The sequence below is a fragment of the Streptomyces glaucescens genome (genome assembly GCF_002154375.1).
GTDB classification, from domain to species: domain Bacteria; phylum Actinomycetota; class Actinomycetes; order Streptomycetales; family Streptomycetaceae; genus Streptomyces; species Streptomyces glaucescens.
The window spans coordinates 1-21,528 of sequence record NZ_MUND01000127.1; the positions used below are offsets into that span (position 1 = coordinate 1).

General features: G+C 72.4%; 23 protein-coding genes and 1 tRNA gene. 12 read left to right on the forward strand and 12 right to left on the reverse strand.

All coding sequences use genetic code 11. The features are described from left to right. Positions 1 to 437: hypothetical protein (locus CCN42_RS09340; protein WP_086734486.1), on the forward strand; the 437-nt coding region annotated here is incomplete at its 5' end. Positions 438 to 450: 13 nt separating this feature from the next. On the opposite strand, the gene CCN42_RS09345 is transcribed toward CCN42_RS09340, so the two are convergent. Beyond that, positions 451 to 1,116 carry a pentapeptide repeat-containing protein gene (locus CCN42_RS09345; RefSeq protein WP_086734488.1) on the reverse strand — a complete coding sequence of 222 codons (666 nt, stop codon included), beginning with the start codon at positions 1,114 to 1,116 and terminating at the stop codon, positions 451 to 453. A gap of 127 nt (positions 1,117 to 1,243) precedes the next feature. Between CCN42_RS09345 and CCN42_RS09350 the strand changes: the two genes are divergently transcribed. Next, positions 1,244 to 2,413 (forward strand): FAD-dependent oxidoreductase, encoded by a 1,170-nt coding sequence (locus CCN42_RS09350; protein ID WP_086734490.1) that lies wholly within the window; start codon positions 1,244 to 1,246, stop codon positions 2,411 to 2,413. Between the two features lie 56 nt (positions 2,414 to 2,469). Next, entirely contained in the window at positions 2,470 to 3,450 is a 981-nt protein-coding gene (locus tag CCN42_RS09355) for a zinc-binding dehydrogenase (protein WP_086734492.1), read from the forward strand. Positions 3,451 to 3,481: 31 nt separating this feature from the next. Here the strand turns inward: CCN42_RS09355 and CCN42_RS09360 are convergent, their stop codons facing one another. Next, positions 3,482 to 4,879 (reverse strand): NAD(P)/FAD-dependent oxidoreductase, encoded by a 1,398-nt coding sequence (locus CCN42_RS09360; protein ID WP_211294665.1) that lies wholly within the window; start codon positions 4,877 to 4,879, stop codon positions 3,482 to 3,484. Between the two features lie 121 nt (positions 4,880 to 5,000). Between CCN42_RS09360 and CCN42_RS09365 the strand changes: the two genes are divergently transcribed. Together CCN42_RS09365 and CCN42_RS09370 are read left to right on the forward strand one after the other, a co-directional pair. Beyond that, entirely contained in the window at positions 5,001 to 5,891 is an 891-nt protein-coding gene (locus CCN42_RS09365) for an aminoglycoside phosphotransferase family protein (RefSeq protein ID WP_086734496.1), read from the forward strand. Continuing rightward, positions 5,888 to 6,364, forward strand: a complete 477-nt coding sequence (locus tag CCN42_RS09370) for a GNAT family N-acetyltransferase (RefSeq protein ID WP_086734498.1) — start codon at positions 5,888 to 5,890, stop codon at positions 6,362 to 6,364. The genes CCN42_RS09365 and CCN42_RS09370 overlap by 4 nt, the downstream gene beginning before the upstream one ends. 44 nt (positions 6,365 to 6,408) lie before the next feature. Here the strand turns inward: CCN42_RS09370 and CCN42_RS09375 are convergent. Continuing rightward, positions 6,409 to 6,481 (reverse strand) — tRNA-Thr (locus CCN42_RS09375). Between the two features lie 223 nt (positions 6,482 to 6,704). Here CCN42_RS09375 and CCN42_RS09380 point away from each other — a divergent pair. The 3 genes from CCN42_RS09380 to CCN42_RS09390 all read left to right on the forward strand — a co-directional run bounded on the left by CCN42_RS09380 (position 6,705) and on the right by CCN42_RS09390 (position 9,330). Continuing rightward, positions 6,705 to 7,793, forward strand: coding sequence for an ABC transporter ATP-binding protein (locus CCN42_RS09380; RefSeq protein ID WP_086173012.1), 1,089 nt, complete (start codon positions 6,705 to 6,707; stop codon positions 7,791 to 7,793). 207 nt (positions 7,794 to 8,000) lie between these two features. Next, positions 8,001 to 8,456, forward strand: coding sequence for a hypothetical protein (locus tag CCN42_RS09385; protein ID WP_086734500.1), 456 nt, complete (start codon positions 8,001 to 8,003; stop codon positions 8,454 to 8,456). A gap of 142 nt (positions 8,457 to 8,598) precedes the next feature. Beyond that, the gene (locus CCN42_RS09390; RefSeq protein WP_086734502.1) at positions 8,599 to 9,330 is read left to right on the forward strand and encodes a nucleotidyltransferase family protein; all 732 of its coding nucleotides are present in this window, start codon (positions 8,599 to 8,601) and stop codon (positions 9,328 to 9,330) included. Positions 9,331 to 9,436: 106 nt separating this feature from the next. Here the strand turns inward: CCN42_RS09390 and CCN42_RS09395 are convergent, their stop codons facing one another. The 6 genes from CCN42_RS09395 to CCN42_RS09425 form a co-directional block, all read right to left on the reverse strand. Next, the gene (locus CCN42_RS09395) at positions 9,437 to 11,140 is read right to left on the reverse strand and encodes a DoxX family protein (RefSeq protein WP_169731428.1); all 1,704 of its coding nucleotides are present in this window, start codon (positions 11,138 to 11,140) and stop codon (positions 9,437 to 9,439) included. A gap of 127 nt (positions 11,141 to 11,267) precedes the next feature. Next, positions 11,268 to 12,209, reverse strand: coding sequence for a 23S rRNA (guanosine(2251)-2'-O)-methyltransferase RlmB (gene rlmB, locus CCN42_RS09400; protein ID WP_086734506.1), 942 nt, complete (start codon positions 12,207 to 12,209; stop codon positions 11,268 to 11,270). A gap of 109 nt (positions 12,210 to 12,318) precedes the next feature. Beyond that, a complete protein-coding gene (cysS, locus tag CCN42_RS09405; protein ID WP_086734508.1) occupies positions 12,319 to 13,719 on the reverse strand; it encodes a cysteine--tRNA ligase in 1,401 nt (466 codons plus the stop codon). 97 nt (positions 13,720 to 13,816) lie between these two features. After that, a complete protein-coding gene (gene ispF, locus CCN42_RS09410; RefSeq protein WP_086734510.1) occupies positions 13,817 to 14,323 on the reverse strand; it encodes a 2-C-methyl-D-erythritol 2,4-cyclodiphosphate synthase in 507 nt (168 codons plus the stop codon). Next, positions 14,313 to 15,065 (reverse strand): 2-C-methyl-D-erythritol 4-phosphate cytidylyltransferase, encoded by a 753-nt coding sequence (gene ispD, locus CCN42_RS09415; protein ID WP_086734511.1) that lies wholly within the window; start codon positions 15,063 to 15,065, stop codon positions 14,313 to 14,315. The genes ispF and ispD overlap by 11 nt, the downstream gene beginning before the upstream one ends. 310 nt (positions 15,066 to 15,375) lie before the next feature. Continuing rightward, complete coding sequence (locus CCN42_RS09425) at positions 15,376 to 15,858, reverse strand: CarD family transcriptional regulator (RefSeq protein WP_003953493.1); 483 nt, start codon at positions 15,856 to 15,858, stop codon at positions 15,376 to 15,378. 609 nt (positions 15,859 to 16,467) lie between these two features. On the opposite strand from CCN42_RS09425, the gene CCN42_RS09435 reads away from it, so the two are divergent. Beyond that, positions 16,468 to 17,079 carry a copper chaperone PCu(A)C domain-containing protein gene (locus CCN42_RS09435; RefSeq protein ID WP_086734515.1) on the forward strand — a complete coding sequence of 204 codons (612 nt, stop codon included), beginning with the start codon at positions 16,468 to 16,470 and terminating at the stop codon, positions 17,077 to 17,079. Positions 17,080 to 17,146: 67 nt separating this feature from the next. On the opposite strand, the gene phoP is transcribed toward CCN42_RS09435, so the two are convergent. Both phoP and phoR read right to left on the reverse strand, forming a co-directional pair. Further along, positions 17,147 to 17,827: a two-component system response regulator PhoP gene (phoP, locus tag CCN42_RS09440; protein WP_043502011.1), complete on the reverse strand. Its 681-nt coding sequence runs from the start codon at positions 17,825 to 17,827 to the stop codon at positions 17,147 to 17,149. Beyond that, entirely contained in the window at positions 17,824 to 19,119 is a 1,296-nt protein-coding gene (gene phoR, locus CCN42_RS09445) for a two-component system sensor histidine kinase PhoR (RefSeq protein ID WP_086734517.1), read from the reverse strand. The genes phoP and phoR overlap by 4 nt, the downstream gene beginning before the upstream one ends. 235 nt (positions 19,120 to 19,354) lie before the next feature. Here phoR and phoU point away from each other — a divergent pair, with 235 nt between their 5' ends. The 3 genes from phoU to CCN42_RS09455 all read left to right on the forward strand — a co-directional run bounded on the left by phoU (position 19,355) and on the right by CCN42_RS09455 (position 20,693). Continuing rightward, positions 19,355 to 20,056: a phosphate signaling complex protein PhoU gene (phoU, locus tag CCN42_RS09450; RefSeq protein WP_086171245.1), complete on the forward strand. Its 702-nt coding sequence runs from the start codon at positions 19,355 to 19,357 to the stop codon at positions 20,054 to 20,056. A gap of 121 nt (positions 20,057 to 20,177) precedes the next feature. Continuing rightward, positions 20,178 to 20,342: a hypothetical protein gene (locus CCN42_RS41215; RefSeq protein ID WP_107427569.1), complete on the forward strand. Its 165-nt coding sequence runs from the start codon at positions 20,178 to 20,180 to the stop codon at positions 20,340 to 20,342. Positions 20,343 to 20,444: 102 nt separating this feature from the next. After that, on the forward strand, positions 20,445 to 20,693 hold the full coding sequence (locus CCN42_RS09455; protein WP_086171244.1) for an SCO4226 family nickel-binding protein: 249 nt from the start codon (positions 20,445 to 20,447) through the stop codon (positions 20,691 to 20,693). Between the two features lie 64 nt (positions 20,694 to 20,757). On the opposite strand, the gene CCN42_RS09460 is transcribed toward CCN42_RS09455, so the two are convergent. Beyond that, the gene (locus CCN42_RS09460) at positions 20,758 to 21,519 is read right to left on the reverse strand and encodes a phosphoglyceromutase (RefSeq protein WP_086734519.1); all 762 of its coding nucleotides are present in this window, start codon (positions 21,517 to 21,519) and stop codon (positions 20,758 to 20,760) included. Positions 21,520 to 21,528 lie beyond the last annotated feature (9 nt).

A 21,528-nucleotide genomic window follows, 5' to 3' on the forward strand; every position in this document is an offset into this window, starting at 1 on the left:
GCGCGGACGTCCGCGCCCTGCGGCACGACCTGTTCTGCGGTGACGTGTATCTCGCCGACACCGAGGCCGACCGGGAGCTGTCCACATCCTGGGGATGGGTGCCGGTGCTGGACTTCGCGTGGGCGCTGTGCGACATCGTCGAGCTGCTGGACCGCGACCCGGCGGGCTCCCGCGCCTCCCGCCCGCAGCACGCGGAACTCGACTTCACCGAGTCCACCGACCGGATGCTCTTCGAGCGCCGGTTCGGCTGGGTCGACATCGAGTCGGACTGGATGCCGGCCGAGGAACCGCCCCTCAGCTTCTCCCACGCCGAACTCCGCCGCGAGGCACGTGACTTCCTGCACGACCTGATCGCCGACCTGTGCGACCTGCACGAGGATCTGGCGGACAACCCGGCGATCTGGACGTTGCAGGCGAAGTTCCCGCGGGTGGGTTGAGGCGCGGGCCGCCTCACACCACCTTCACGCCCAGCGCCGCCGCGAACACCGCCGCGAGGTCCATCAGCTGGCCAGGACTGATCACCGCGCCCGACAGCCGGTCCAGTCCCCCGGCGATCTCCAGCGGTTCCGCGCCGCGCAGGTCCACGTCCTTCAGGGTGGCCGCGGTGAAGTCCGCGCCCTTCAGGGCGCAGCCCACGAACTCCACGCGCTCCAGCCGCGCACCCCCGAAGTCGGGCTCCACCAGCACGCAGTTCTCGAAGACGACGTCTCTCAGGCGTGCCGTGCGCAGATTGAGGAAGTCCAGCTTCCCGCCGCGGACCACCACCCGTTCCAGCACCGCCCCGTGCAGTTGCACCCCGCCCAGGCGGGGTTCCGTCACCTCCACGTCCCGCAGCGTCGCCTCGGCCAGGTCGGTGCCGACGCCCTGGACCGAGCCGAGCACCGAGTCGAGGAAGCGGGCGTGTCTGAGCCGGGTCTCGGTCAGCGTGCAGGACGCGAGGGCGCAGTCCAGGAAGCGGGCACCGCCGCCGTCCTGACCGGTGAGGTCCGTCCCGCGGAACTCCAGGCCGTCGTAGTCCCCGTCGGGTTCCAGGCCCGCGCCGCCGTACGGCTCCAGGGCCGGCAGCCGCAGCTCCGGCCGCCGCGCCGGTTTCGGGTCACTCGCGTTCCGCACCATGGCCCCATGCTGTACCCCGCCACTGACAATCGCCCTGACCAGCGCCGACGCCGGCGATGTCACATTCGGGGCGGCTGATCGGTCCTAGAGAGAGAAGACAGACCGAGCAGCGACCCCAGGGAGACCCATGCACCGCATCACCGTCATCGGCGGCGGCTTCGCCGGACTCACCGCCGCGATCACCGCCGCCGAAGCGGGCGCCAAGGTCACGGTGTACGAGGCGCACCACACCCTCGGCGGGCGGGCCCGCACCGCGGACGGCCCGTACCGGACGAACGAGGGCCCGCACGCCCTCTACAACGGCGGCCCGCACTGGACCTGGCTCCGGCAGCGCGACCTGATCGGCCCGCTGGCCCCGATCCCGCCCCTGGAGGCCGCCCGGCTGCGGCTGAGGCACGGCGGCGTACTGCGCCGCACCCCGCCGTTCGCCATGCTGAAGCTGCTGCGCCGCAGCGCCCGCCAGGCCCCCGTCGACACCGACTTCCTGACCTGGGCGACCGAGCAGGCCGGCGAGGAGGGCGCCCGCGCGGCCGCGCACTACTCCGCCGTCGCGCTGTTCCACCACGACCCCGGCTCGCTCTCCGCGGCGTTCGTGCAGGAGCGGCTGCGCCGGGCCACCAAGCTGCCCCCGGAGGCGCACTACCCGCGCGGGGGCTGGTCGAGCGTCATCGACCGGATGGCCGGGCGCGCCTGGAACCTGGGCGTGCGGATCGAGACCCTGTCCCGCGTGGACAGCCTCCCCACGGACACGCCCGTCATCGTCGCGACCTCCCTGGACGCGGCCCGCCGGCTGCTCCGGGACGACTCGCTGACCTGGCCGAGCGGCCGTACGGTCCTGATCGACCTGGCGGTGCGCACCCGCCGCGGCGACGCGTTCGCCGTCTCCGACCTGGACGCGCCCGGCTGGATCGAACGGTTCACCGCGCAGGACCGCACGCTCGCCCCGGCGGGCGAGCAGCTGATCCAGGGGCAGCTCCCGATCGGCCCGGACGAGCCCCGCGCGAACGGCGTCGCACGCGGAGAACAACTGCTCGACCTGGCCTTCGACGGCTGGCGGGAGCGGGTCACCTGGCGCCGCGAGGCGGTCGCCAACGGCCGTACCGGCGCCGTCGACCCGCCCGGCACGACCTGGCGGGACCGTCCGGCCGTGGACCGCGGCGACGGGGTCTACCTGGCGGGCGACCAGGTGGCCGCGCCGGGGGTGCTGTCGGAGGTGTCCTTCACCAGCGCGCTGACGGCGGTGTCGCTGGCGCTCGGCCGGCACGGATCACGGCCGCTTGACCTCAAGCACGCTTGAGGCAGCAGCGTGGGGTCCGTCACCGACCGGCCCGCCACAACCCCGGGGGGATTCCCATGCACGCCGTCCGACTCCACGCCTTCGGCCCCGCCGAGAACCTCACCTACGAGGAGGTCGCCGACCCCGCACCCGGTCCGGGCCAGGTCCGGATCGAGGTCGCCGCCGCCGGCGTGCACCTCCTCGACACCGCGATCCGCGAGGGCATGCGGGGCCCGCTGCCCGAGCTGCCCGCCCTGCCCACGATCCCGGGCCGCGAGGTCGCCGGGGTCGTCGACGCGCTCGGCGAGGGCGCCGACGAGGCATGGCTCGGCAAGCGGGTCGTCGCCCACCTCGGCTTCGCCCCCGGCGGCTACGCCGAGCTGGCCGTCACCGACGCCGAGCGCCTGCACGAGATACCGGAGAACCTGGACTTCGCCCAGGCCGTCGCCATGATCGGGACGGGCCGTACGGCGATGGGGATCGTCCAGTTCGCCGAGCCGGGCCCCGGCGACGTGGTGGTGATCCCGGCCGCCGCCGGCGGTATCGGCACCCTGCTCGTGCAGTACGCCAGGAACGCCGGGGCCACCGTCGTCGGCCTGGCCGGCGGCCCCGGGAAGACCGCCCGCGTCCAGGCGAACGGCGCCGACCTCGCCGTCGACTACCGGGACCCGAGCTGGCCGGAGAAGGTGCGCGCCTGGCTGGGCGGCCGGACGGCCACCATCGTCTTCGACGGCGTCGGCGGGGACGCCGCCCGGGCCAGTGTCGCCCTGCTCGGCCCCGGCGGCCGGCACCTCGTCTTCGGCTGGTCCGGGGAAGGGCTGCACGACGGCACCCCCTACGTCGTCGAGGGAGTCACCGAGCAGGTCCTCGGCCCCGTGATGATGCAGAAGGCCGGCGGGCCGAACCCGGTCCGCACCCTGGAGCTGCGCGCCCTCACCGAGGCCGCCGCCGGCCGGCTCGTCCCCGTCGTGCACCGCTTCCCCCTCGCCGAGGCGGCCACCGCCCACCGCGCGCTGGAGACCCGGGGAACGACCGGCAAGGTCGTACTGGAGCCCTGACCGGCACCGGGCGGCACCCGGGGGCGGTGCCTCAGTGCCGCCCCGCCACCCGGTCCGCCCAGCGCGCCAGCCGCGACGACTGCGCGCGGTGCGTCACCGTCTCCCGCCGGTCCGCCGTGCGGTACGTGGCGTACATGCCGTGCACACCCAGCCAGCGCAGCGGCTCCGGCTCCCACCTACGCACCTTGTGCCCGACCCACGGCAGCTCGGTCAGCTCGGTCCGGCCGCCCTGCCCGGAGTCCTGCTGGACCAGGTCCCGCAGGGTGCGGCCGGCCAGGTTGGCGGTGGCGACACCGGAGCCGACGTAGCCGCCCGCCCAGCCCAGACCCGTCGACCGGTCCAGGGTGACGGTGGCGCACCAGTCGCGCGGCACACCCAGCACCCCCGACCAGGCGTGCTCGATCCGCACCCCGGCGAGCTGCGGGAAGAAACCGACCAGGATCTCGCGCAACGCCTCCACGGTCTCCGCCTGCGTCCGCCCGTCGTTGTCCGTCCGCGACCCGAAGCGGTACGGCACCCCGCGCCCGCCGAGCGCGATCCGGCCGTCGGCGGTGCGCTGGGCGTACATGTACGCGTGCGCCATGTCGCCCAGCGTCTCCCGGCCGTCCCAGCCGATCGACGCCCACTGCTCGTCGGTCAGCGGCTCGGTCGCGACCATCGACGAGTTCATCGGCAGCCAGGTCCGCCGCTGGCCCTTGAGGGAGGCGGTGAAACCCTCCGTGCAACGCAGCACGTAGGGCGCGCGGACCGTGCCGTACGGCGTCACCGCGTGCTTCGGCCGGATCTCCGTCACCGGCGTCGACTCGTGGATCACCACCCCCAGCGCCTCCACGGCCGCCGCGAGGCCCTTGACGAGCTTCACCGGGTGCACCCGGGCCCCGTGCGGCGTCCACGTCGAGCCGACCGCGTCCGCGACCCGGATCCGCCGGGCGGTCTCCTCGGCGCCGTACAGCTCCCGGTCCGTCTCGCCGAAGGCGGCCTCCGCCGCGTGGAAGGCCCTCAGCCGGGCGAGCTGCGCGGGCGTGCGCGCCACCTCGAGCACCCCGCCCTTGTGCAGATCGGCGTCGATGCCCTCCGCCGCCGCGACCCGGATCACCTCGTCCACGGTGTCGTTCATGGCCCGCTGAAGGCGGACGGCGGCCTCGTGGCCGCGCAGCTTCGCGTACCGGTCCCGCCCCGCGATGCCGTTGTACAGCCATCCGCCGTTGCGCCCGGAGGCCCCGTAGCCGCAGAACTTCTGCTCCAGCACGACGATCCGCAGGAACGGGACGGCCTTCTTCAGGTAGTACGCGGTCCACAGCCCCGTGTATCCGCCCCCGACGATCACGACATCGGCGGACACGTCACCGTCCAACGGCCTCCGGCCCTCCGGAAAGCCGTCGGACGCGTACCAGAAGGAGACTCCGCCGTTCACGACACCGCTGCTCATGGCCCCGGACGGTAACCCGCGCGGCGGGCCGGTGTCTTCTTCGGATTCCGTGGAATCCGCGCTCCTTCCAGGGCCGTAATCCGGGTGAAGATCCGCACGCACGCGCGTAGGGTCGGTCCCCGTGATCCATGTCCCGGAGGAACTGGCGGCTTCCCAGGCGAAGTTCAACGGCGACGAGGGCCGCGCCTTCATCGCCCGGCTGCCGAACCTGGCCGAAGCCTTCCTGGAACGCTGGCAACTGCGGCTGGACGGACCGCCGATGTACGGCTGGTGCGCCCTCGTCCTGCCCGTGCTCCGCACGGACGCCACCCCCGCCGTGCTCAAACTCCAGCTCCTCGACGAGGAGAGCGAGGGCGAACCCGTCGCCCTGCGCGCCTGGAACGGCGACAGAGCGGTCCGGCTCCTCGACCACGACCCGGACACCGGCACCATGCTGCTGGAACGCCTCGACCCGGCCCGCACGCTCTCCCACGTCCCCGACAGCCGCGCGGCGGTCCAGGTCATCGCCCGCCTGCTCGCCCACCTCACCGCACTGCCCGCCCCCGGGGAGCTGCGCCGCCTCGGCGACATCGCCCACGGCATGCTGGACCGGACCCCGCGGGCCCTGGAGCGGATCCCCGACCCCGAGGCGCGGAGCCTGATCGGCGACTGCGCGGCGGCCGTCCGCGAGGTCGCCGACGAGCCCGGCGACCGCCTCCTCCACTGGGACCTGCACTACGACAACGTCCTCGCCGCCGACCGCGCCGACTGGCTGGCCATCGATCCCAAGCCGCTCGCCGGCGACCCCGCCTTCGACCTGCTCCCGGCGATCGACAACCGCTTCGACCCGGCCGAGATCCACTGGCGTTTCGACGCCATGACCGACATCCTCGCCCTGGACCGCGCCCGCGCCCGCGCCTGGACCCTCGGCCGCGTCCTGCAGAACTGCCTGTGGGAGGTCGAGGAGGGCCGCCCGCTGGAGGCGGAACAGCTGGAGATCGCCCGGACGCTCCGGGCTACCCTCCGCCCATGATCCGTACCGCGACCCCCGCCGACATCCCCGTCATCCACACCCTGATCCGCGAACTCGCCGCGTACGAGAGGGCGCCCGAGGAGGCCCGGGCCACCGAGGCCCAGCTCCACGAGGCCCTGTTCGGCGAGCGCCCCGCCGCCTACGCCCACATCGCCGAGGACGACACGAGCGGCGAACCGGTCGGCTTCGCCCTGTGGTTCCTGAACTTCTCCACCTGGCGCGGCACCCACGGCGTCTACCTGGAGGACCTCTTCGTCCGCCCCTCCGCCCGCGGCGCCGGCCACGGCAAGGCCCTCCTCGCCGAACTGGCCCGCCTGTGCGTGGAGCGCGGCTACCAGCGCCTGGAATGGTCCGTCCTGGACTGGAACGAGCCCGCGATCGGCTTCTACCGCTCCCTGGGCGCCGTACCGCAGGACGAGTGGACGGTGTACCGGCTGACGGACCAGGCGCTGGCGGACCTGGGGAAGGCATGAGAGAAGCCCGGACCGGAACATCCCCGGCCCGGGCTTCCACCACGAGCCCCCTGTCGGATTCGAACCGACGACCTTCGCTTTACAAGAGCGGTGCTCTACCAGCTGAGCTAAGGAGGCACGCGCGCGTGGAGCACACCGCGCCCGTGCAGTGTACCCAGCCCGGCGCCCGGCCCCGTCGAGAATTTCCGCGAAGTTCACAGCCGTCCGACTACTGACAGAACAGGTGAACGGCAGGTACCGTCTCGACCCAGTTCGCGCGGTCACCCGTGTGGACCAGACCACCACCTTCCTACAACGGATCGTCCGGCACGTTCCTGCCGGTAGAAGGGGGCCCATCACCATGGCCACTGTCACGTTCGACAAGGCGACCCGGATCTACCCGGGTTCCGACAAGCCCGCCGTCGACGCCCTCGACATCGAGATCGCGGACGGCGAGTTCCTCGTCCTGGTCGGCCCGTCCGGCTGCGGCAAGTCCACCTCGCTCCGCATGCTGGCGGGGCTCGAGGACGTCAACGGCGGCGCCATCCGCATCGGCGACCGCGACGTCACCCACCTGCCGCCCAAGGACCGGGACATCGCCATGGTGTTCCAGAACTACGCCCTCTACCCGCACATGACGGTCGCCGACAACATGGGCTTCGCGCTCAAGATCGCGGGCGTCAACAAGGCGGAGATCCGGCAGAAGGTCGAGGAGGCCGCGAAGATCCTCGACCTGACCCCGTACCTGGACCGCAAGCCGAAGGCGCTCTCCGGCGGTCAGCGCCAGCGTGTCGCCATGGGCCGCGCCATCGTGCGTGAGCCGCAGGTCTTCCTCATGGACGAGCCGCTGTCGAACCTCGACGCCAAGCTCCGCGTGTCGACCCGTACGCAGATCGCCTCGCTCCAGCGCCGCCTCGGCATCACCACCGTCTACGTCACCCACGACCAGGTCGAGGCCCTGACGATGGGCGACCGCGTGGCGGTCCTCAAGGACGGTCTGCTCCAGCAGGTCGACAGCCCGCGCAAGATGTACGACAAGCCCGCCAACCTCTTCGTCGCCGGCTTCATCGGCTCCCCGGCCATGAACCTGGTCGAGGTCCCGGTCACCGACGGCGGTGTGAAGTTCGGCAACTCGGTGGTGCCGGTGCAGCGCGACGCGCTCTCCGCCACCAGCGACAAGACGGTCACCGTCGGCGTCCGCCCCGAGCACTTCGAGGTGGCCGGCCCCGACTCCGACCTCGGTGTCGCGGTCACCGTCAACGTCGTGGAGGAGCTGGGCTCCGACGCGTTCGTCTACGGCACCGCCACCCTCGGCGGCGAGTCCAAGGACCTCGTCGTCCGCGTCGGCGGCCGTGAGGTCCCGGAGAAGGGCAGCACGCTGCACGTCGTCCCGCGGGCCGGCGAGACGCACGTCTTCTCCACGTCGACCGGCGCGCGCCTGTCCGACTGAGCGGCACAACCCGGGTGATTCACCCACATTGACGAAGAGGGCCCCGCAGACCGCTGCGGGGCCCTTCTCGTTGTCGACAAATACCCCGGCACACCGGCACATTTCGAGCAGCGTACGTCAACACGCCACCACCGATTCGCCGCTCCTCGTCCCTCGAACCGGTGACCAAATGTCGCCAAATCATTACCGGGCGCTACCCTCACGAGCGTGAAGCACTCCACCACCCCACACACGCGACGCGGCCGGGGCCCCGCCCGCCGGATCGGCCGCTCCCTCGCCCTCGTCCTGCCCGTCGTCCTGGTGCTCTCCGGGACCCTCGCGGTGACGCACGTCAACTGGTCGGGGAACTCCGAGAACTCGGTGCTCGCCGCCTCGGACGTCTCGGCCGCCGACGCCTCCACGCGCGCGGACCGCAAGGCCGCCCACGAGGTGCTGCGCGACCAGCTCCTGACCGAGCTGCAGCGCGAGGACCCGGGCGTCGCCCTCACCCACCTCCAGCAGGCCGTGGACGAGCGCCCCTCGCTCGCCCGGCACTGCGTCTCCATCGCCCGCGCCCTCGGCCGCGCCGCAGTCGCCGCGTACGGCCCGACGCGCGCCCAGTCCTACGCCCGCCCGGTCTGCGACACGTCCTTCGCCTCGGGCGTCCTGGCGGCGAACGGGTGACCCTTCCACCGCCCCCGGGGAGGTGAACCCGACCCGGGGGCGAGGGGCCGCGTCGAGGTGCGGCTCCACCGCGTGGGCGTGAACGGCCGCACCCCCGAGTCAGTGGGCGCCCGGCCCATGCGCCGCGCGTACAGTGCGACGCATGACTGATCCGACCGCCGACCTCCGCCCCGTCCAAGCCGTCATCCTGGCCGGCGGCCAGGGATCCCGGCTGCGCCCCTACACCGACGACCGGCCCAAGCCGATGGTCGAGATCCCCGGGACGGGGACGCCGATCATCGGTCATCAGCTCGCCTGGCTCGCCGAGGAGGGCGTGACCGACGTCGTGGTCAGCTGCGGCCACCTCGCCGAGGTCCTCAAGGAGTGGCTGGACTCGGCCGACCTCCCGGTGTCCGTGACCACCGTCGTGGAGAAGGAGCCGCTCGGCCGCGGTGGCGGCCTGCGGTTCGCCGCCGCTCATCTCCCCCACCCGGACCGCGCCTGGTACGCCACCAACGGCGACATCTGGACCCGCTTCTCGCTGCGCGAGATGGCCGACTTCCACACCGAGCGGGACGCCGTGGCGACCCTCGCGCTGGCCCGCCCGCGCATCCCCTGGGGCGCCGTCCGCACCGACGGCTTCGGCCACATCACGGACTTCATCGAGTCCCCGCCGTCCACGTTCGAGATCAACGCGGGCGTGTACGTCTTCTCCCCCGAGTTCGCCGCCATGCTCCCCGCGCGCGGCGACCACGAGCGCACCACGTTCCCGCATCTGGCCCGGGCGCGTCGTCTGGCCGGCTTCTCGATCCCGCACGGCGCGTACTGGCGGGCCATCGACACGGCGAAGGACCTGACGGAGGCGGCGAAGGAACTGGCGGCCCTGAGCCGCTGAGACGCCCTCCCGGTCGGCTCTGGAAGAGCACGGCGAACGGGGCCCCGCGCACCATCGCGCGGGGCCCCGTTCGCCGTTACGACCGCTGTACGGGATGTCCGGGCGGTTACCCGAGCAGGCCGCCCACCAGACCGGGCCGGCCTCCGGACGAGCTGTCGCCGCTCCCGCCGCCGCTCCCGCCGCCGGTGCCGCCACTCGGCGCGCCCGTGCCGCCGCCGGTGGCGGTGCCGCCGCTGGAGGTCGGTCCGGTCGTGGCGCTCGGTGCCTGCTGCTCCGGGGCCGGTTGCTGCGGCGGCGCCTGTCCCGCCGTGCCCTGCGTCTGGCTGGGCGCCCCGGTGGTGGCGTCCTGGGTGGCGGCGCCCGGCGTGGTCGCGGTGGGCGCGGCCGAGGTGGCGCCCTGGGTGGGCGTGGAGGCGGTGGCGGACGGGCTGGTGTCGGCCCGCCGCTCGCCGGGCTCCTGGGGCAGCGGGGAGCCGGGCAGCTCGTTGCGCGGCGGCTCGCCGGGGCCGGGCACGACCACCCGGTCGGCGTCCCGGACGGCACCGCCGAGGAGCGAGCCGATCAGCAGGGTGAGGCCGACGACGACGGCGGTGACGAGGGCGCCGCGGCGCAGCACGTACCACCGCAGGTCCCAGATGTCGGCGCGCGGGCCGAGGCGGCGCCAGGCGAGGCCCGCGAGCCGCCCGTCGACGGAGTACACCGGCGCGCCGGCGATGATCAGCGGTGACCAGGCGGCGAGGTAGATGATGTCGGGCGCGTCGTAGGCGGGGACGCTCTTCCAGCTGACGATGACGAGCAGCGCCGCCGACAGCAGCGCACCGCCGACGGCGGCGACCCGCTGCCAGCAGCCGAAGACCGTCAGTACGCCGACGAGGACCTGGGCGAAGGCGATGACGAGCCCGGAGCCGACGGGGTGCTCCAGGGCGAACTGGCGCAGCGGCTCGGCGACTTCCCAGGGGTGCAGGGTGTTGAGCCACGTGACCATGGAGCCGCGCTTGCCGCCGTCGAAGTAGACGGGGTCGCAGAGCTTGCCCATGCCGGCGTAGATGGAGATGAAGCCGAGGAAGATCCGCAGCGGGAGCAGCACGACCCCGAGGTGCATCCGCCGGCCGGGGTAGTAGGCGTGCCGCGCGGGGTCGTCGGCGTGCCGCCGGGAGCGGGTCTCGTAGTCGGCCGTCTCCTCGGGCTCCGGGCCGGCGTGGAAGCGCTCGTCGTCGTGGGCGGGGCGGTCGTACGCGCCTTCGACGGTCCGCATGCGCGGCAGCAGCCGGGTGCCGTCGCGGGGGGTGCGCTGGGCGCCGACGACGGGGGTCTCGACGGTCTGGTCGAGGCGGTCGTAGGCGTCGTGGCCCTCCCTGTGGTAGCCGCTCCCGTCGTACCCGCCCGCGCCGGGCCCGACGCGGGGGATGACCCGGGTGGCTCCGGCGTCGACGGCCGTGTTCTCCTCGCCGTGCCGGACGCCCGCACCGCGCACGGCCTGGAGCAGGCGGTGGGCGCCGGTGTCGTCGGGGGCGGACCTGCCGCTCCAGACCACCGGGCGACGGCGGGCGCCGGCCGGGGCGGCTCTGCCCGCCGCCCTGCTCACGACGGGGTTGCGGGCGGTGTCCTCGGCGGCGCTCAAGTGCCGCGCGATCCGCGGCGATTGCGCACGTCGCGAGGAGGCGCCCAGCTGCACGCGGAAACTCGCGTGATTGACGATGACCTGCGCCGGATCGCTCGGCACCTTCACCATGCTCAGCGCGGGAGCGTCGTCGAAGCCCGACGAGCGGTCCCCCGTGGGTGTGCGGGGTGTTCTGGTGTCCACACTCATCTAACCGAGTGACGTGTGGTTAGGACACTGCTTTGACCCGCCGGATCTGTCCGGACCGCGTCAAGCTTGCCCGGACAGCCCCGATCGCCCCGTACGGATGACTGAGCCGCACACCCGTTCGCGTAGGTCAGGCGCGCCGGCGCGCCGTCTCGTACAGCACGATGCCCGCCGCCACACCGGCGTTCAGCGACTCGGCGCCGCCCGGCATGGGGATCCGCACCCGGAAGTCACAGGTCTCGCCGACCAGCCGGGACAGGCCCTTGCCCTCGCTGCCGACCACGATCGCGACCGGGCCCTCCAGGGCTTCCAGCTCACCCAGTTCGACCTCGCCGTCCGCGGCGAGCCCGACGACCACGACACCGGCCTTCTTGTACTGCTCCAGCGTGCGGGTGAGGTTGGTGGCCCGGGCGACCGGCGTACGGGCGGCCGTACCGGCGGAGGTCTTCCAGGCGCCCGCGGTCATGCCGGCCGCGCGCCGCTCGGGCACCACCACGCCGTGCCCGCCGAACGCGGAGACGGACCGCACCACGGCACCCAGGTTGCGCGGGTCGGTCACCCCGTCCAGGGCGACGATCAGCGCGTCCTCGCCCTCCCCTGCGGCGGCGTCGAGCAGGTCCTCGGGGTGCGCGTACTCGTACGGCGGCACCTGGAGGACCAGGCCCTGGTGGTTGAGCCCGTTGGTCATCCGGTCCAGCTCGGGGCGCGGCGCCTCCATGAGGTTGATGTTGCCGCGCTCGGCGGCGAGCTGGAGCGCCTCGCGGACCCGCTCGTCGTTGTCGATGAACTGCTGGACGTAGAGCGTGGTGGCGGGCACGCCCTCGCGCAGCGCCTCGAACACCGGGTTGCGCCCCACGACCAGCTCGGAGGCGGATTTGCCGCCCCGGCCGCGCGGCGCGGGCCGGCGGGCGGACTGCTTCGCCTTGGCGGTGGCGAGACGGTTCTTCTTGTGCCCCTTGCGCATCTCGGCCGGGGGCGTCGGCCCCTTGCCCTCCAGGCCCCGGCGCCGCTGGCCGCCACTGCCGACCTGCGCGCCCTTCTTGCCGGACATGCGACGGTTGTTCGCGGCCATGACCTACCTGTCTTCGTGTCTTCCAGTCGCTGAGGTCCTCAGGACTGCGTGCGTACGTCTTGCAGTGTGCCGCCCGAGGTCCCGGGCGGCACAGTCGATCAAGCGGACCTCAGCGGGAGCCGAGGCTCCACCGCGGTCCCTGCGGGCTGTCCTCGATGACCAGCCCGGACTGCCCCAGCTGGTCGCGGATGGCGTCGGCGGTCGCCCAGTCCTTGCGGGCCCGGGCCGACTCGCGCTGGTCCAGCACCAGGCGGACGAGGCTGTCCACCACGCCGTGCAGGTCTTCGCCCCGCTCGCTCCCGCCGGCCCACTGGGCGTCCAGCGGGTCGAGGCCGAGCACCCCGAGCATCGCCCGCACCTCGGCGAGGCGGGCCACCGCGGCGTCCTTGTCGTCGGCGGCCAGGGCGGAGTTGCCCTGCCGGACCGTGGTGTGCACGACGGCGAGCGCCTGCGGCACGCCGAGGTCGTCGTCCATCGCCTCGGCGAAGGCGGGCGGCACCTCGGCGGACGGCTCGACCGGGCCGCCGGACAGCTCGACCACGCGCTGCGCGAAGCCCTCGATCCGCGCGAACGCGGCCTCGGCCTCCCGCAGCGCCTCCTCGCTGTACTCGATCATCGAGCGGTAGTGCGGGGTGCCCAGGTAGTAGCGCAGCACGATGGGGCGCCACTTCTTGACCATCTCGGAGACCAGCACCGAGTTGCCGAGCGACTTGGACATCTTCTCGCCGCTCATGGTGACCCAGGCGTTGTGCACCCAGTACCGGGCGAACTCGTCGCCGTAGGCCTTGGCCTGGGCGATCTCGTTCTCGTGGTGCGGGAAGATCAGGTCGAGTCCGCCGCCGTGGATGTCGAAGGCGCTGCCCAGGTACTTGTGCGCCATGGCGGAGCACTCCAGGTGCCAGCCGGGACGGCCCGGGCCCCACGGCGTCTCCCAGGTCGGCTCGCCCGGCTTGGCCGCCTTCCACATGGCGAAGTCCCGCGGGTCGCGCTTGCCGGTCTCGCCGTCGCCGGAGGGCTGGAGCAGGTTCTCCAGCTCCTGGTTGGAGAGCTGGAGGTAGCCGGGGAAGGACTTCACGTCGAAGTAGACGTTCCCGTCGGCCTCGTAGGCGTGCCCGCGCTCGATGAGCCCGCGCATCATCTCGACCATCTCGGTCACGTGCCCGGTGGCGCGCGGCTCGTAGGTGGGCGGCAGGCAGCCGAGCGCGCTGTAACCGTCGTTGAACGCGCGCTCGTTCTCGTACCCGATCGCCCACCAGGGGCGGCCCTGGTCCGCCGCCTTGGCGATGATCTTGTCGTCGATGTCGGTGACGTTGCGGATGAACGTGACCTCGTAGCCGCGGTACGCGAACCAGCGGCGCATGATGTCGAAGTTCAGCCCCGAGCGGATGTGCCCGATGTGCGGCGCGGCCTGCACGGTGGCGCCACAGAGGTAGATCGAGACACAGCCCGGCTGGAGCGGGGTGAAGTCACGGATCTGCCGGGCGCTGGTGTCGTACAGGCGAATAGTCACCACTCCAGGGTAGTGGTCGCGGCACACTGCCTTCGACGGCTGTGGACAACTGCCGCGACGGGGTGCACGGGAAGGTGACGCGGTGCGGCCGGGCGGCTCAGCCCGCCGCCCGCACCACCAGCGCCGTCGCCACCGCCATCAGGCCTTCCTCCCGGCCGGGGAAGCCCAGCCCGTCCGTCGTCGCGCCGGAGACCGACACCGGCGCGCCCACCGCGCCGGAGAGGATCTTCTGCGCCTCGTCCCGCCGCTTGCCGATCTTCGGGCGGGGCCCGACCACCTGCACCGCGACGTTCCCGATCCGGAAGCCCGCCTCCCGCACGATCCGCGCGGCCTCCGTCAGCAGCGTGACCCCCGAGGCCCCGGACCACTCCGGGCGCCCGGTGCCGAAGTGCTGCCCGAGGTCACCGAGTCCGGCCGCGGAGAACAGCGCGTTGCAGGCGGCGTGCGCGACCACGTCCGCGTCGGAGTGCCCGGCCAGTCCCGGCCCCTCGCCCTCCCACTTCAGGCCGGCGCACCACAGCTCCCGGCCCTCCTCGAAGGCGTGGATGTCGGTGCCGATGCCGACCTGGGGCAGCGGCGTCCCGACGGGTGCCTCAGAAGCCATCGTTGAGCCTCCTGCGCGCCAGGACCGCCTCCGCGAGAAGCAGGTCCAGCGGGCGCGTCACCTTGAACGCCTCCTCGTGGCCGGGCACGACCACGACCGTCTCGCCGAGCTGCTCGACCATGCTCGCGTCGTCGGTGACGTCCTCGGTGACCGTCTCGTGGGCCCGCACCAGGGTCGCCCGCGCGAAGCCCTGCGGGGTCTGCACCGCGCGCAGCCGCGCGCGCGAGGGCGTGGCCAGCACCGGCTCCGGCTCCCCGGGGACCACCGCCGGCTCGACCTCCTTCACGGTGTCGGCGAGCGGCAGTGCCGGCACCACGGCCGGCGCGCCGGCGCGTACCGCGTCGATCACGGCGTCCACGGTGTCCACGGGCACCAGGGGACGCGCCGCGTCGTGCACCAGCACGATGTCGTGCCCGGTCGGCACCGCCTCCAGGCCCAGCCGTACGGACTCCTGGCGGGACGCGCCGCCGGGGACGACGACGAAGTCGGTCCGCTCGGGCAGCGCGTGCGCGTCGAGCAGTGACCTGACCTCGGCGGCGCCGTCGGGCGGTGCCACGACCACCACGAGGGACACCGCGCGGGAGGCGGCCATCGCGCGGACCGCGTGGACCAGCATGGGAGTGCCGTTCAGCGCACGAAGCGCCTTGGGGGCGCCCGGACCGAGGCGTACGCCCCGTCCGGCGGCCGGAATCACGGCGGCGACGGAGGCCGCCCCCGGCGAAGGTCGCGAAACGTCAGACATCGTTTCCTGTCAGGTTTGTGTGCTCGGCCTGGTTGGGTAGAGCCCTGGGGGTACCCCCCGCTCACCGAGTGTGGGGAGTGCCGGGCGCGCAGCCTTGACCGGACCCTTCCGTGACCCCGGTCGAGCCGGCAGCCGGGGCCCGGCACGCACAGTACCGGGGGGAGCACCCTCGGGCGCACGGTGCGGGGCGACGCCTTGGATACGAAGATGCCGCAGCGCCCGGCGACGTCTCTTACGTCATCGGGCACCGCGGCATTTCGGCGTACTGAGTACTGAGCTGTACCGGGCTTCAGCGGGCTGCTGCCACGCGTCAGGAGGCGAGAACCTCGTCGAGCAGGGCCTCGGCCTTGTCCTCGTTCGTGTTCTCCGCGAGCGCGAGCTCGCTCACCAGAATCTGGCGGGCCTTGGCGAGCATGCGCTTCTCACCGGCGGAGAGTCCGCGCTCACGCTCCCGACGCCACAGGTCACGCACGACTTCCGCGACCTTGATGACATCGCCGGAGGCGAGCTTCTCCAGGTTTGCCTTGTAGCGACGGGACCAGTTCGTGGGCTCCTCGGCGTACGGCGCGCGCAGCACCTCGAAGACCCGGTCCAGTCCGTCCTGACCGACCACATCACGCACGCCGACGAACTCCGCATTGTCCGCTGGCACACGCACCGTGAGGTCACCCTGGGCGACCTTCAGCACCAAGTAGGTCTTGTCCACGCCTTTGATCTGGCGAGTTTCGATGGCCTCGATCAGCGCGGCCCCGTGATGGGGATAGACCACGGTGTCGCCAACCTTGAACGTCATGTGACAGGTACCCCTTCCGTGGCTATCCAGGGTAACACGGATACGGCGTCTTCTGAATGGCGTTTTCGCAGGTCAGGGCATATCTCGGGGCTTGACAACAGCGACAGGGACGTGCTGCGCGGGGCCTGCGGAAGAAGGTATTCGCAGGTGGGAGCGGCTGTCCGGGCCGGGCGAAACGGGCACGTCACACACCGCCGACGAGCTCCCCGAGTGGCCGAACGTCCCCATATGTCCGGTTCCAAGTGCTCGACTTCCGCTACTCCGTTCGGTGCGTGCAGGCGGGTACGAGACGATTCCGAAATTGATCACGCCATCCGATCCTGTCGCACACCGTGATCAATTCCGGGGACGGTCACACATTCCTTCACGGAAATTTCGCGCACCGCCGCAGGCCGTATGCCGAGCCGTTTGGCCGGTGTCTTACCGGGCGGCCTTACCCGGGGGCTTATGGGAATGCCGGACGGCACCCCCCGGCTGAGCGAACGACGCTCCACGGGGAGGGTCGGGTGCGGCGGCGCGGGAACGGCTCGGTAACCTGGGGCCGCTGACAGCCACTTAGGGCGGCTTTACAAGGGAAGCTGCCCCTGCGTTCAAGGAGTTGCCGCCGCCGTGAGCAGCAGCCTTCGACGCGGCGCCCTCGCCGCCTCCGCCATCGCGTTCTCGATCGCCTCGCTCGCCGCCTGCGGCGCCGGCAACAACGCCCAGACGCTGGACATCAAGCCGGACAACGCGGCCACCAGCGTCGGCGACATCAAGATCCAGAACGCCGTCGTCATCACCCAGCCCGACCCCGAGGCGACCGGGCCCGCCGTTGTCTCCGCCACCGTCTTCAACGGCGGCGACCGTCCCCAGACGCTGGACCGCATCACTCTGGACGGGATCGGCGAGGCCGTCGAGATCAAGCCCGCCCCCGGAGGCAAGGGCAAGCTGACCGTGCCGGCCGGCGGGTCCATCATCATCGGCGGCAAGGACAACGCCTCCGCCGTGCTGAAGGAGGGCGAGGGCCTGACCGACGGCGACGCCCACAAGGTCACCTTCTCCTTCAGCGAGACCGGCGACGTGAGCCTGGAGGCCTTCGTCGTCCCGGCCGAGGGCTACTTCGCCGGCTGGGGCCCGACCGAGGTTCCGGCCGCCCCGGGCACCACCCCGTCCGCGAGCGCCTCCCCGTCGGGCGACGCCTCCCCGTCCTCCTCCGAGGACCACGACGCGGCAGGTCACTGACGTACGACGAAGGGCGGGGCCTCCACCGGGAGGCCCCGCCCTTCGTCATGTCCCGTGCGCGGCCGGCCTACGGCTCGAACTTGTAGCCGAGGCCGCGCACCGTCACCAGGTAGCGGGGAGCGCCCGGGTCCGGCTCGATCTTGGCGCGCAGACGCTTGACGTGGACGTCCAGGGTCTTGGTGTCGCCCACGTAGTCGGCGCCCCACACCCGGTCGATGAGCTGCATCCGGGTCAGCACCCGGCCGGCGTTGCGCAGCAGCATCTCCAGCAGGTCGAACTCCTTGAGCGGCAGATCGACCTTCGAGCCGCCGACCGTGACCACGTGCCGGTCGACGTCCATCCGGACGGGGCCGGCCTCCAGGGCGGCCGGGGCCACCTCCTCAGGCTCGCCGCGGCGGCGCAGCACCGCGCGGATCCGCGCCACCAGCTCGCGCGAGGAGAACGGCTTGGTGACGTAGTCGTCGGCTCCTATCTCCAGTCCGACGACCTTGTCGATCTCGCTGTCCTTGGCGGTCACCATGATCACGGGAACGTTCGAGCGGCCGCGCAGCTGGCGGCACACCTCGGTGCCGGGCAGCCCCGGCAGCATCAGGTCGAGGAGCACGAGGTCGGCGCCGTTGCGCTCGAACTCGTCGAGTCCGTCGGGCCCGGTGGTCGCGACCGCGACCTCGAAGCCCTCCTTGCGGAGCATGTACGACAGGGCGTCGGAGAAGGACTCCTCGTCCTCGACGACGAGCACACGGGTCACGGAAGGACCTCCGGGGCGGGAAGTGTTTCTTCGTACGGGGGTGCGTCAGGGGACATGCTGCGGGACCGGCCGCTCTCCCCGCCGCCGGCGGAGCGGTGGTGCGCCCCGCCGCCGGTGGAACCGTGGTGCGATCGGTCGCGGGCGGCGCCCGCCTCCGGCAGCCGCAGGGTGAAGGTGGAGCCCTGTCCCTCGGAACTCCACACCGTGACCTCCCCGCCGTGCGAGGCGGCCACGTGCTTGACGATGGCCAGGCCGAGCCCCGTACCGCCGGTGGCGCGGGAGCGGGCCGGGTCCACCCGGTAGAAGCGCTCGAAGATGCGCTCCTTGTCCTTGTCGGAGATGCCTATGCCCTGGTCGGTCACGGCTATCTCGATCATGTCACCGCCCGGAGCGGCCACCCGGCGGGCGGCGATGCCGACGCGGGTACGGGCGGGCGAGTAGTTCACGGCGTTCTCGACCAGGTTGCCGAGGGCCGCCGCGAGCTGGCCGCGGTTGCCCCAGACACTCAGGTCGGCGGCGCCCGTGGCGGCCATGGTGATCTGCTTGGTGGAGGCCGCGTGCCGGCAGCGGTCGACGGCCTCGGCGACCAGTTCGTCCACCGTGACCGGCTCGGCGTCCTCCAGCGGGTCGTCGTTCTGCACCCGGGAGAGGTCGATCAGCTCCTGCACCAGGTTGGTCAGCCGGGTCGCCTCGATCTGCATCCGCCCGGCGAAGCGCTGCACGGCCTCCGGGTCGTCGGAGGCGTCCATGACCGCCTCCGACAGGAGGGACAGCGCGCCGACGGGGGTCTTCAGCTCATGGCTCACGTTCGCCACGAAGTCGCGCCGTACCGCTTCTATCCGGCGGGCCTCCGTCAGGTCCTCGACCAGCAGGAGCACCAGCCGGGAGCCGAGCGGGGCGACTCGGGCGGAGACCGCGAGGGCCTCGCCGCGGCCGGTGCCGCGCCGGGGCAGGTCCAGTTCCACCTGCCGTATCTCGCCGTCGCGGCGGGTGTCGCGGGCCATGTGGAGCATCGGCTCCACGGCCAGCTTGCCGCCGCGGACCAGGCCGAGGGCGTACGCCGCCGAGCTGGCCTTGACGACGGCGTCGGCCTCGTCCAGGACCACGGCCGAGGACCGCAGCACGGACAGGACCGTGTCGACGCCCGGCGGGAGCACCGGATCGGTGTGCAGGGAGGTGCGGGTGGGCCGCTTCAGGTCGCGTTCGCTCCAGCGGAACGCCAGCATGGCGATGACACCGGTGAGTACCCCGGCGATCGCTGCCGCTGCGGCGACCGCCGCGTTCACGTCCATGCGTCCAGGTTAGGCATGGGACCGGGCGTGCCCACAGCCATCGGCGGGGCAGCTCGAACACTCGTCGCCCAGAGTTCACCCAGGAGCCAGTGATGGTTCATTTGGGGTGGCGGAAACGGACGCGTAGAGGACGGAACGTGGGAGCGTGGGGTTGATGGCACGGGTTTTCGGCAAGGGGCCCGGCGGTCCCTGAACCCCCCGGACTCCCCGGAACGACGCACGAGAGGGAACCCTGATGCGGGACGCGTACCACGAGGAACTGGACTCGATCGGCGACGGCCTGGTCGAGATGGCCCGGCTGGTCGGGTCGGCGATCGGGCGCGCCACCACGGCCATCCTCGACGCCGATCTGAAGCTGGCCGAGAACGTGATCGAGGCCGACCAGAAGGTCGACGACCTCCACCACGACCTGGAGGCGAGGGCCATAGCCCTGCTGGCCCGCCAGCAGCCCGTGGCGACGGATCTGCGGATCGTCGTCACCTCGCTGCGCATGTCGGCCGACCTGGAGCGCTCCGGCGACCTGGCCCAGCACGTGGCGAAGCTCGCCCGGCTGCGCTTCCCCCAGCGCGCGGTCCCGCACGACCTGCACGCGACCATTCTGGAGATGGGCCAGCTCGCCCAGCGGCTGATGGCGAAGGCCGCGGAGGTGCTGGTCACCAAGGACGTCGACCTGGCGCTCCAGCTGGAGCAGGACGACGACGCGATGGACCTGCTGCACCGCACCCTCTTCCAGCACCTGATGGACGACCGCTGGAAGCACGGCATCGAGACCGCCGTCGACGTCACCCTCCTCGGCCGCTACTACGAGCGGTTCGCCGACCACGCGGTCGCGGTCGCCAAGCGCGTGGTGTTCCTGGTGACCGGCGAGCACGCGGACGAGCTCCAGCAGGAGCTGCAGACGGAGATCCAGCCGGCGACGGGCGGGGACGCGGCCTGACCGTCGCGCGCCGGGAGCCTCACGGGGACGCCGCGCAGGCGGGTGCGAGCCACTGTGCGCCGTTGATGCGCCCAGGGGGCGGGGCATGGAATGGGCACAGGCTCCAGCCCTAGGAGGGACCATGGCCGATTCCCCCGGCACTTCGGGTACGACGCCCGACCCCACGCGGGAACGCGAGACCGAGCAGCCCGCGGAGATCAGGAACCTGATGCTGATCGGTGCGTGCGGCTGCGGCTCGGGCTGCGGCTGCGGGTGCCAGTCGGGCAACCCCTGCCAGTGCGGCTGAGCACGGCCGTGCCGACGTACGACACCGAAGGGCCCCCGGCGTGCTGCCGGGGGCCCTTCGGCGCAGCATGGAAGGGGACCTCGGAAGAAGGAGGTGGGGGCCGTGCCGGAGTTCATGGACGTCCACCACAACATGAAGGGCATCACCGCCGACCAGCTGCACGAGGCCCACCAGGCGGACCTCGCCATCGAGCGGGACGAACAGGTCCACTTCAAGCAGGCCTGGGCCGATCCGGAGTCCGGAGTCGTCTACTGCCTCTCGGAGGCCCCGTCCGCGGAGGCCGTCCAGCGGATCCACGAACGGGCCGGGCACAAGGCGGACGAGGTCCATCCGGTGCCGCTGTCGGTGTGACGATGCCCATGGCCGCGCCGGCGGGGAAGGCGCCCCGCCGGCGACGGCTGGGATAACGGCCTGGTTACTTCTTCTTGCCCTGGTTCTTCACGGCCTCGATCGCCGCCGCGGCCGCGTCCGGGTCCAGGTAGGTGCCGCCGGGGTTGAGCGGCTTGAAGTCGGCGTCCAGCTCGTAGGAGAGCGGGATGCCGGTCGGGATGTTGAGGCCCGCGATGTCCGCGTCGGAGACGCCGTCGAGGTGCTTGACCAGGGCGCGGAGGCTGTTGCCGTGGGCGGCGACGAGCACCGTGCGGCCGGTCAGCAGGTCGGGGACGATGGCGTCGAACCAGTACGGGAGCATGCGGACGACGACGTCCTTCAGGCACTCCGTCTGCGGGCGCAGCTCCGGCGGGAGGGTAGCGTAGCGGGGGTCGGAGAACTGGGAGTACTCGGCGTCGCGGTCCAGCGGCGGCGGCGGGGTGTCGTAGGAGCGGCGCCACAGCATGAACTGCTCCTCGCCGAACTCGGCGAGGGTCTGGGCCTTGTCCTTGCCCTGGAGGGCGCCGTAGTGGCGCTCGTTCAGGCGCCAGGAGCGCTGGACCGGGATCCAGAGGCGGTCCGCGGCCTCCAGCGCGAGCTGGGCGGTGCGGATGGCACGCTTCTGGAGGGACGTGTGCACCACGTCGGGCAGCAGGCCGGCGTCCTTGAGCAGCTCGCCGCCGCGCGTCGCCTCCTTCTCGCCCTTCGGGGTGAGGTTGACGTCCACCCAGCCGGTGAACAGGTTCTTCTCGTTCCACTCGCTCTCGCCGTGGCGGAGGAGGATCAGCTTGTACGGTGCGTCGGCCATGGCTTCGAG

Coding starts and splice junctions, on each gene's coding strand:
- CCN42_RS09345 (WP_086734488.1), bottom strand. CDS start 1,116: ATGGTGCGGAACGCGAGTGACCCGAAACCGGCGCGGCGGCCGGAGCTG.
- CCN42_RS09350 (WP_086734490.1), top strand. CDS start 1,244: ATGCACCGCATCACCGTCATCGGCGGCGGCTTCGCCGGACTCACCGCC.
- CCN42_RS09355 (WP_086734492.1), top strand. CDS start 2,470: ATGCACGCCGTCCGACTCCACGCCTTCGGCCCCGCCGAGAACCTCACC.
- CCN42_RS09360 (WP_211294665.1), bottom strand. CDS start 4,879: ATGAGCAGCGGTGTCGTGAACGGCGGAGTCTCCTTCTGGTACGCGTCC.
- CCN42_RS09370 (WP_086734498.1), top strand. CDS start 5,888: ATGATCCGTACCGCGACCCCCGCCGACATCCCCGTCATCCACACCCTG.
- CCN42_RS09380 (WP_086173012.1), top strand. CDS start 6,705: ATGGCCACTGTCACGTTCGACAAGGCGACCCGGATCTACCCGGGTTCC.
- CCN42_RS09390 (WP_086734502.1), top strand. CDS start 8,599: ATGACTGATCCGACCGCCGACCTCCGCCCCGTCCAAGCCGTCATCCTG.
- CCN42_RS09395 (WP_169731428.1), bottom strand. CDS start 11,140: ATGAGTGTGGACACCAGAACACCCCGCACACCCACGGGGGACCGCTCG.
- rlmB (WP_086734506.1), bottom strand. CDS start 12,209: ATGGCCGCGAACAACCGTCGCATGTCCGGCAAGAAGGGCGCGCAGGTC.
- ispF (WP_086734510.1), bottom strand. CDS start 14,323: ATGGCTTCTGAGGCACCCGTCGGGACGCCGCTGCCCCAGGTCGGCATC.
- ispD (WP_086734511.1), bottom strand. CDS start 15,065: ATGTCTGACGTTTCGCGACCTTCGCCGGGGGCGGCCTCCGTCGCCGCC.
- CCN42_RS09425 (WP_003953493.1), bottom strand. CDS start 15,858: ATGACGTTCAAGGTTGGCGACACCGTGGTCTATCCCCATCACGGGGCC.
- phoR (WP_086734517.1), bottom strand. CDS start 19,119: ATGGACGTGAACGCGGCGGTCGCCGCAGCGGCAGCGATCGCCGGGGTA.
- phoU (WP_086171245.1), top strand. CDS start 19,355: ATGCGGGACGCGTACCACGAGGAACTGGACTCGATCGGCGACGGCCTG.
- CCN42_RS41215 (WP_107427569.1), top strand. CDS start 20,178: ATGGCCGATTCCCCCGGCACTTCGGGTACGACGCCCGACCCCACGCGG.
- CCN42_RS09460 (WP_086734519.1), bottom strand. CDS start 21,519: ATGGCCGACGCACCGTACAAGCTGATCCTCCTCCGCCACGGCGAGAGC.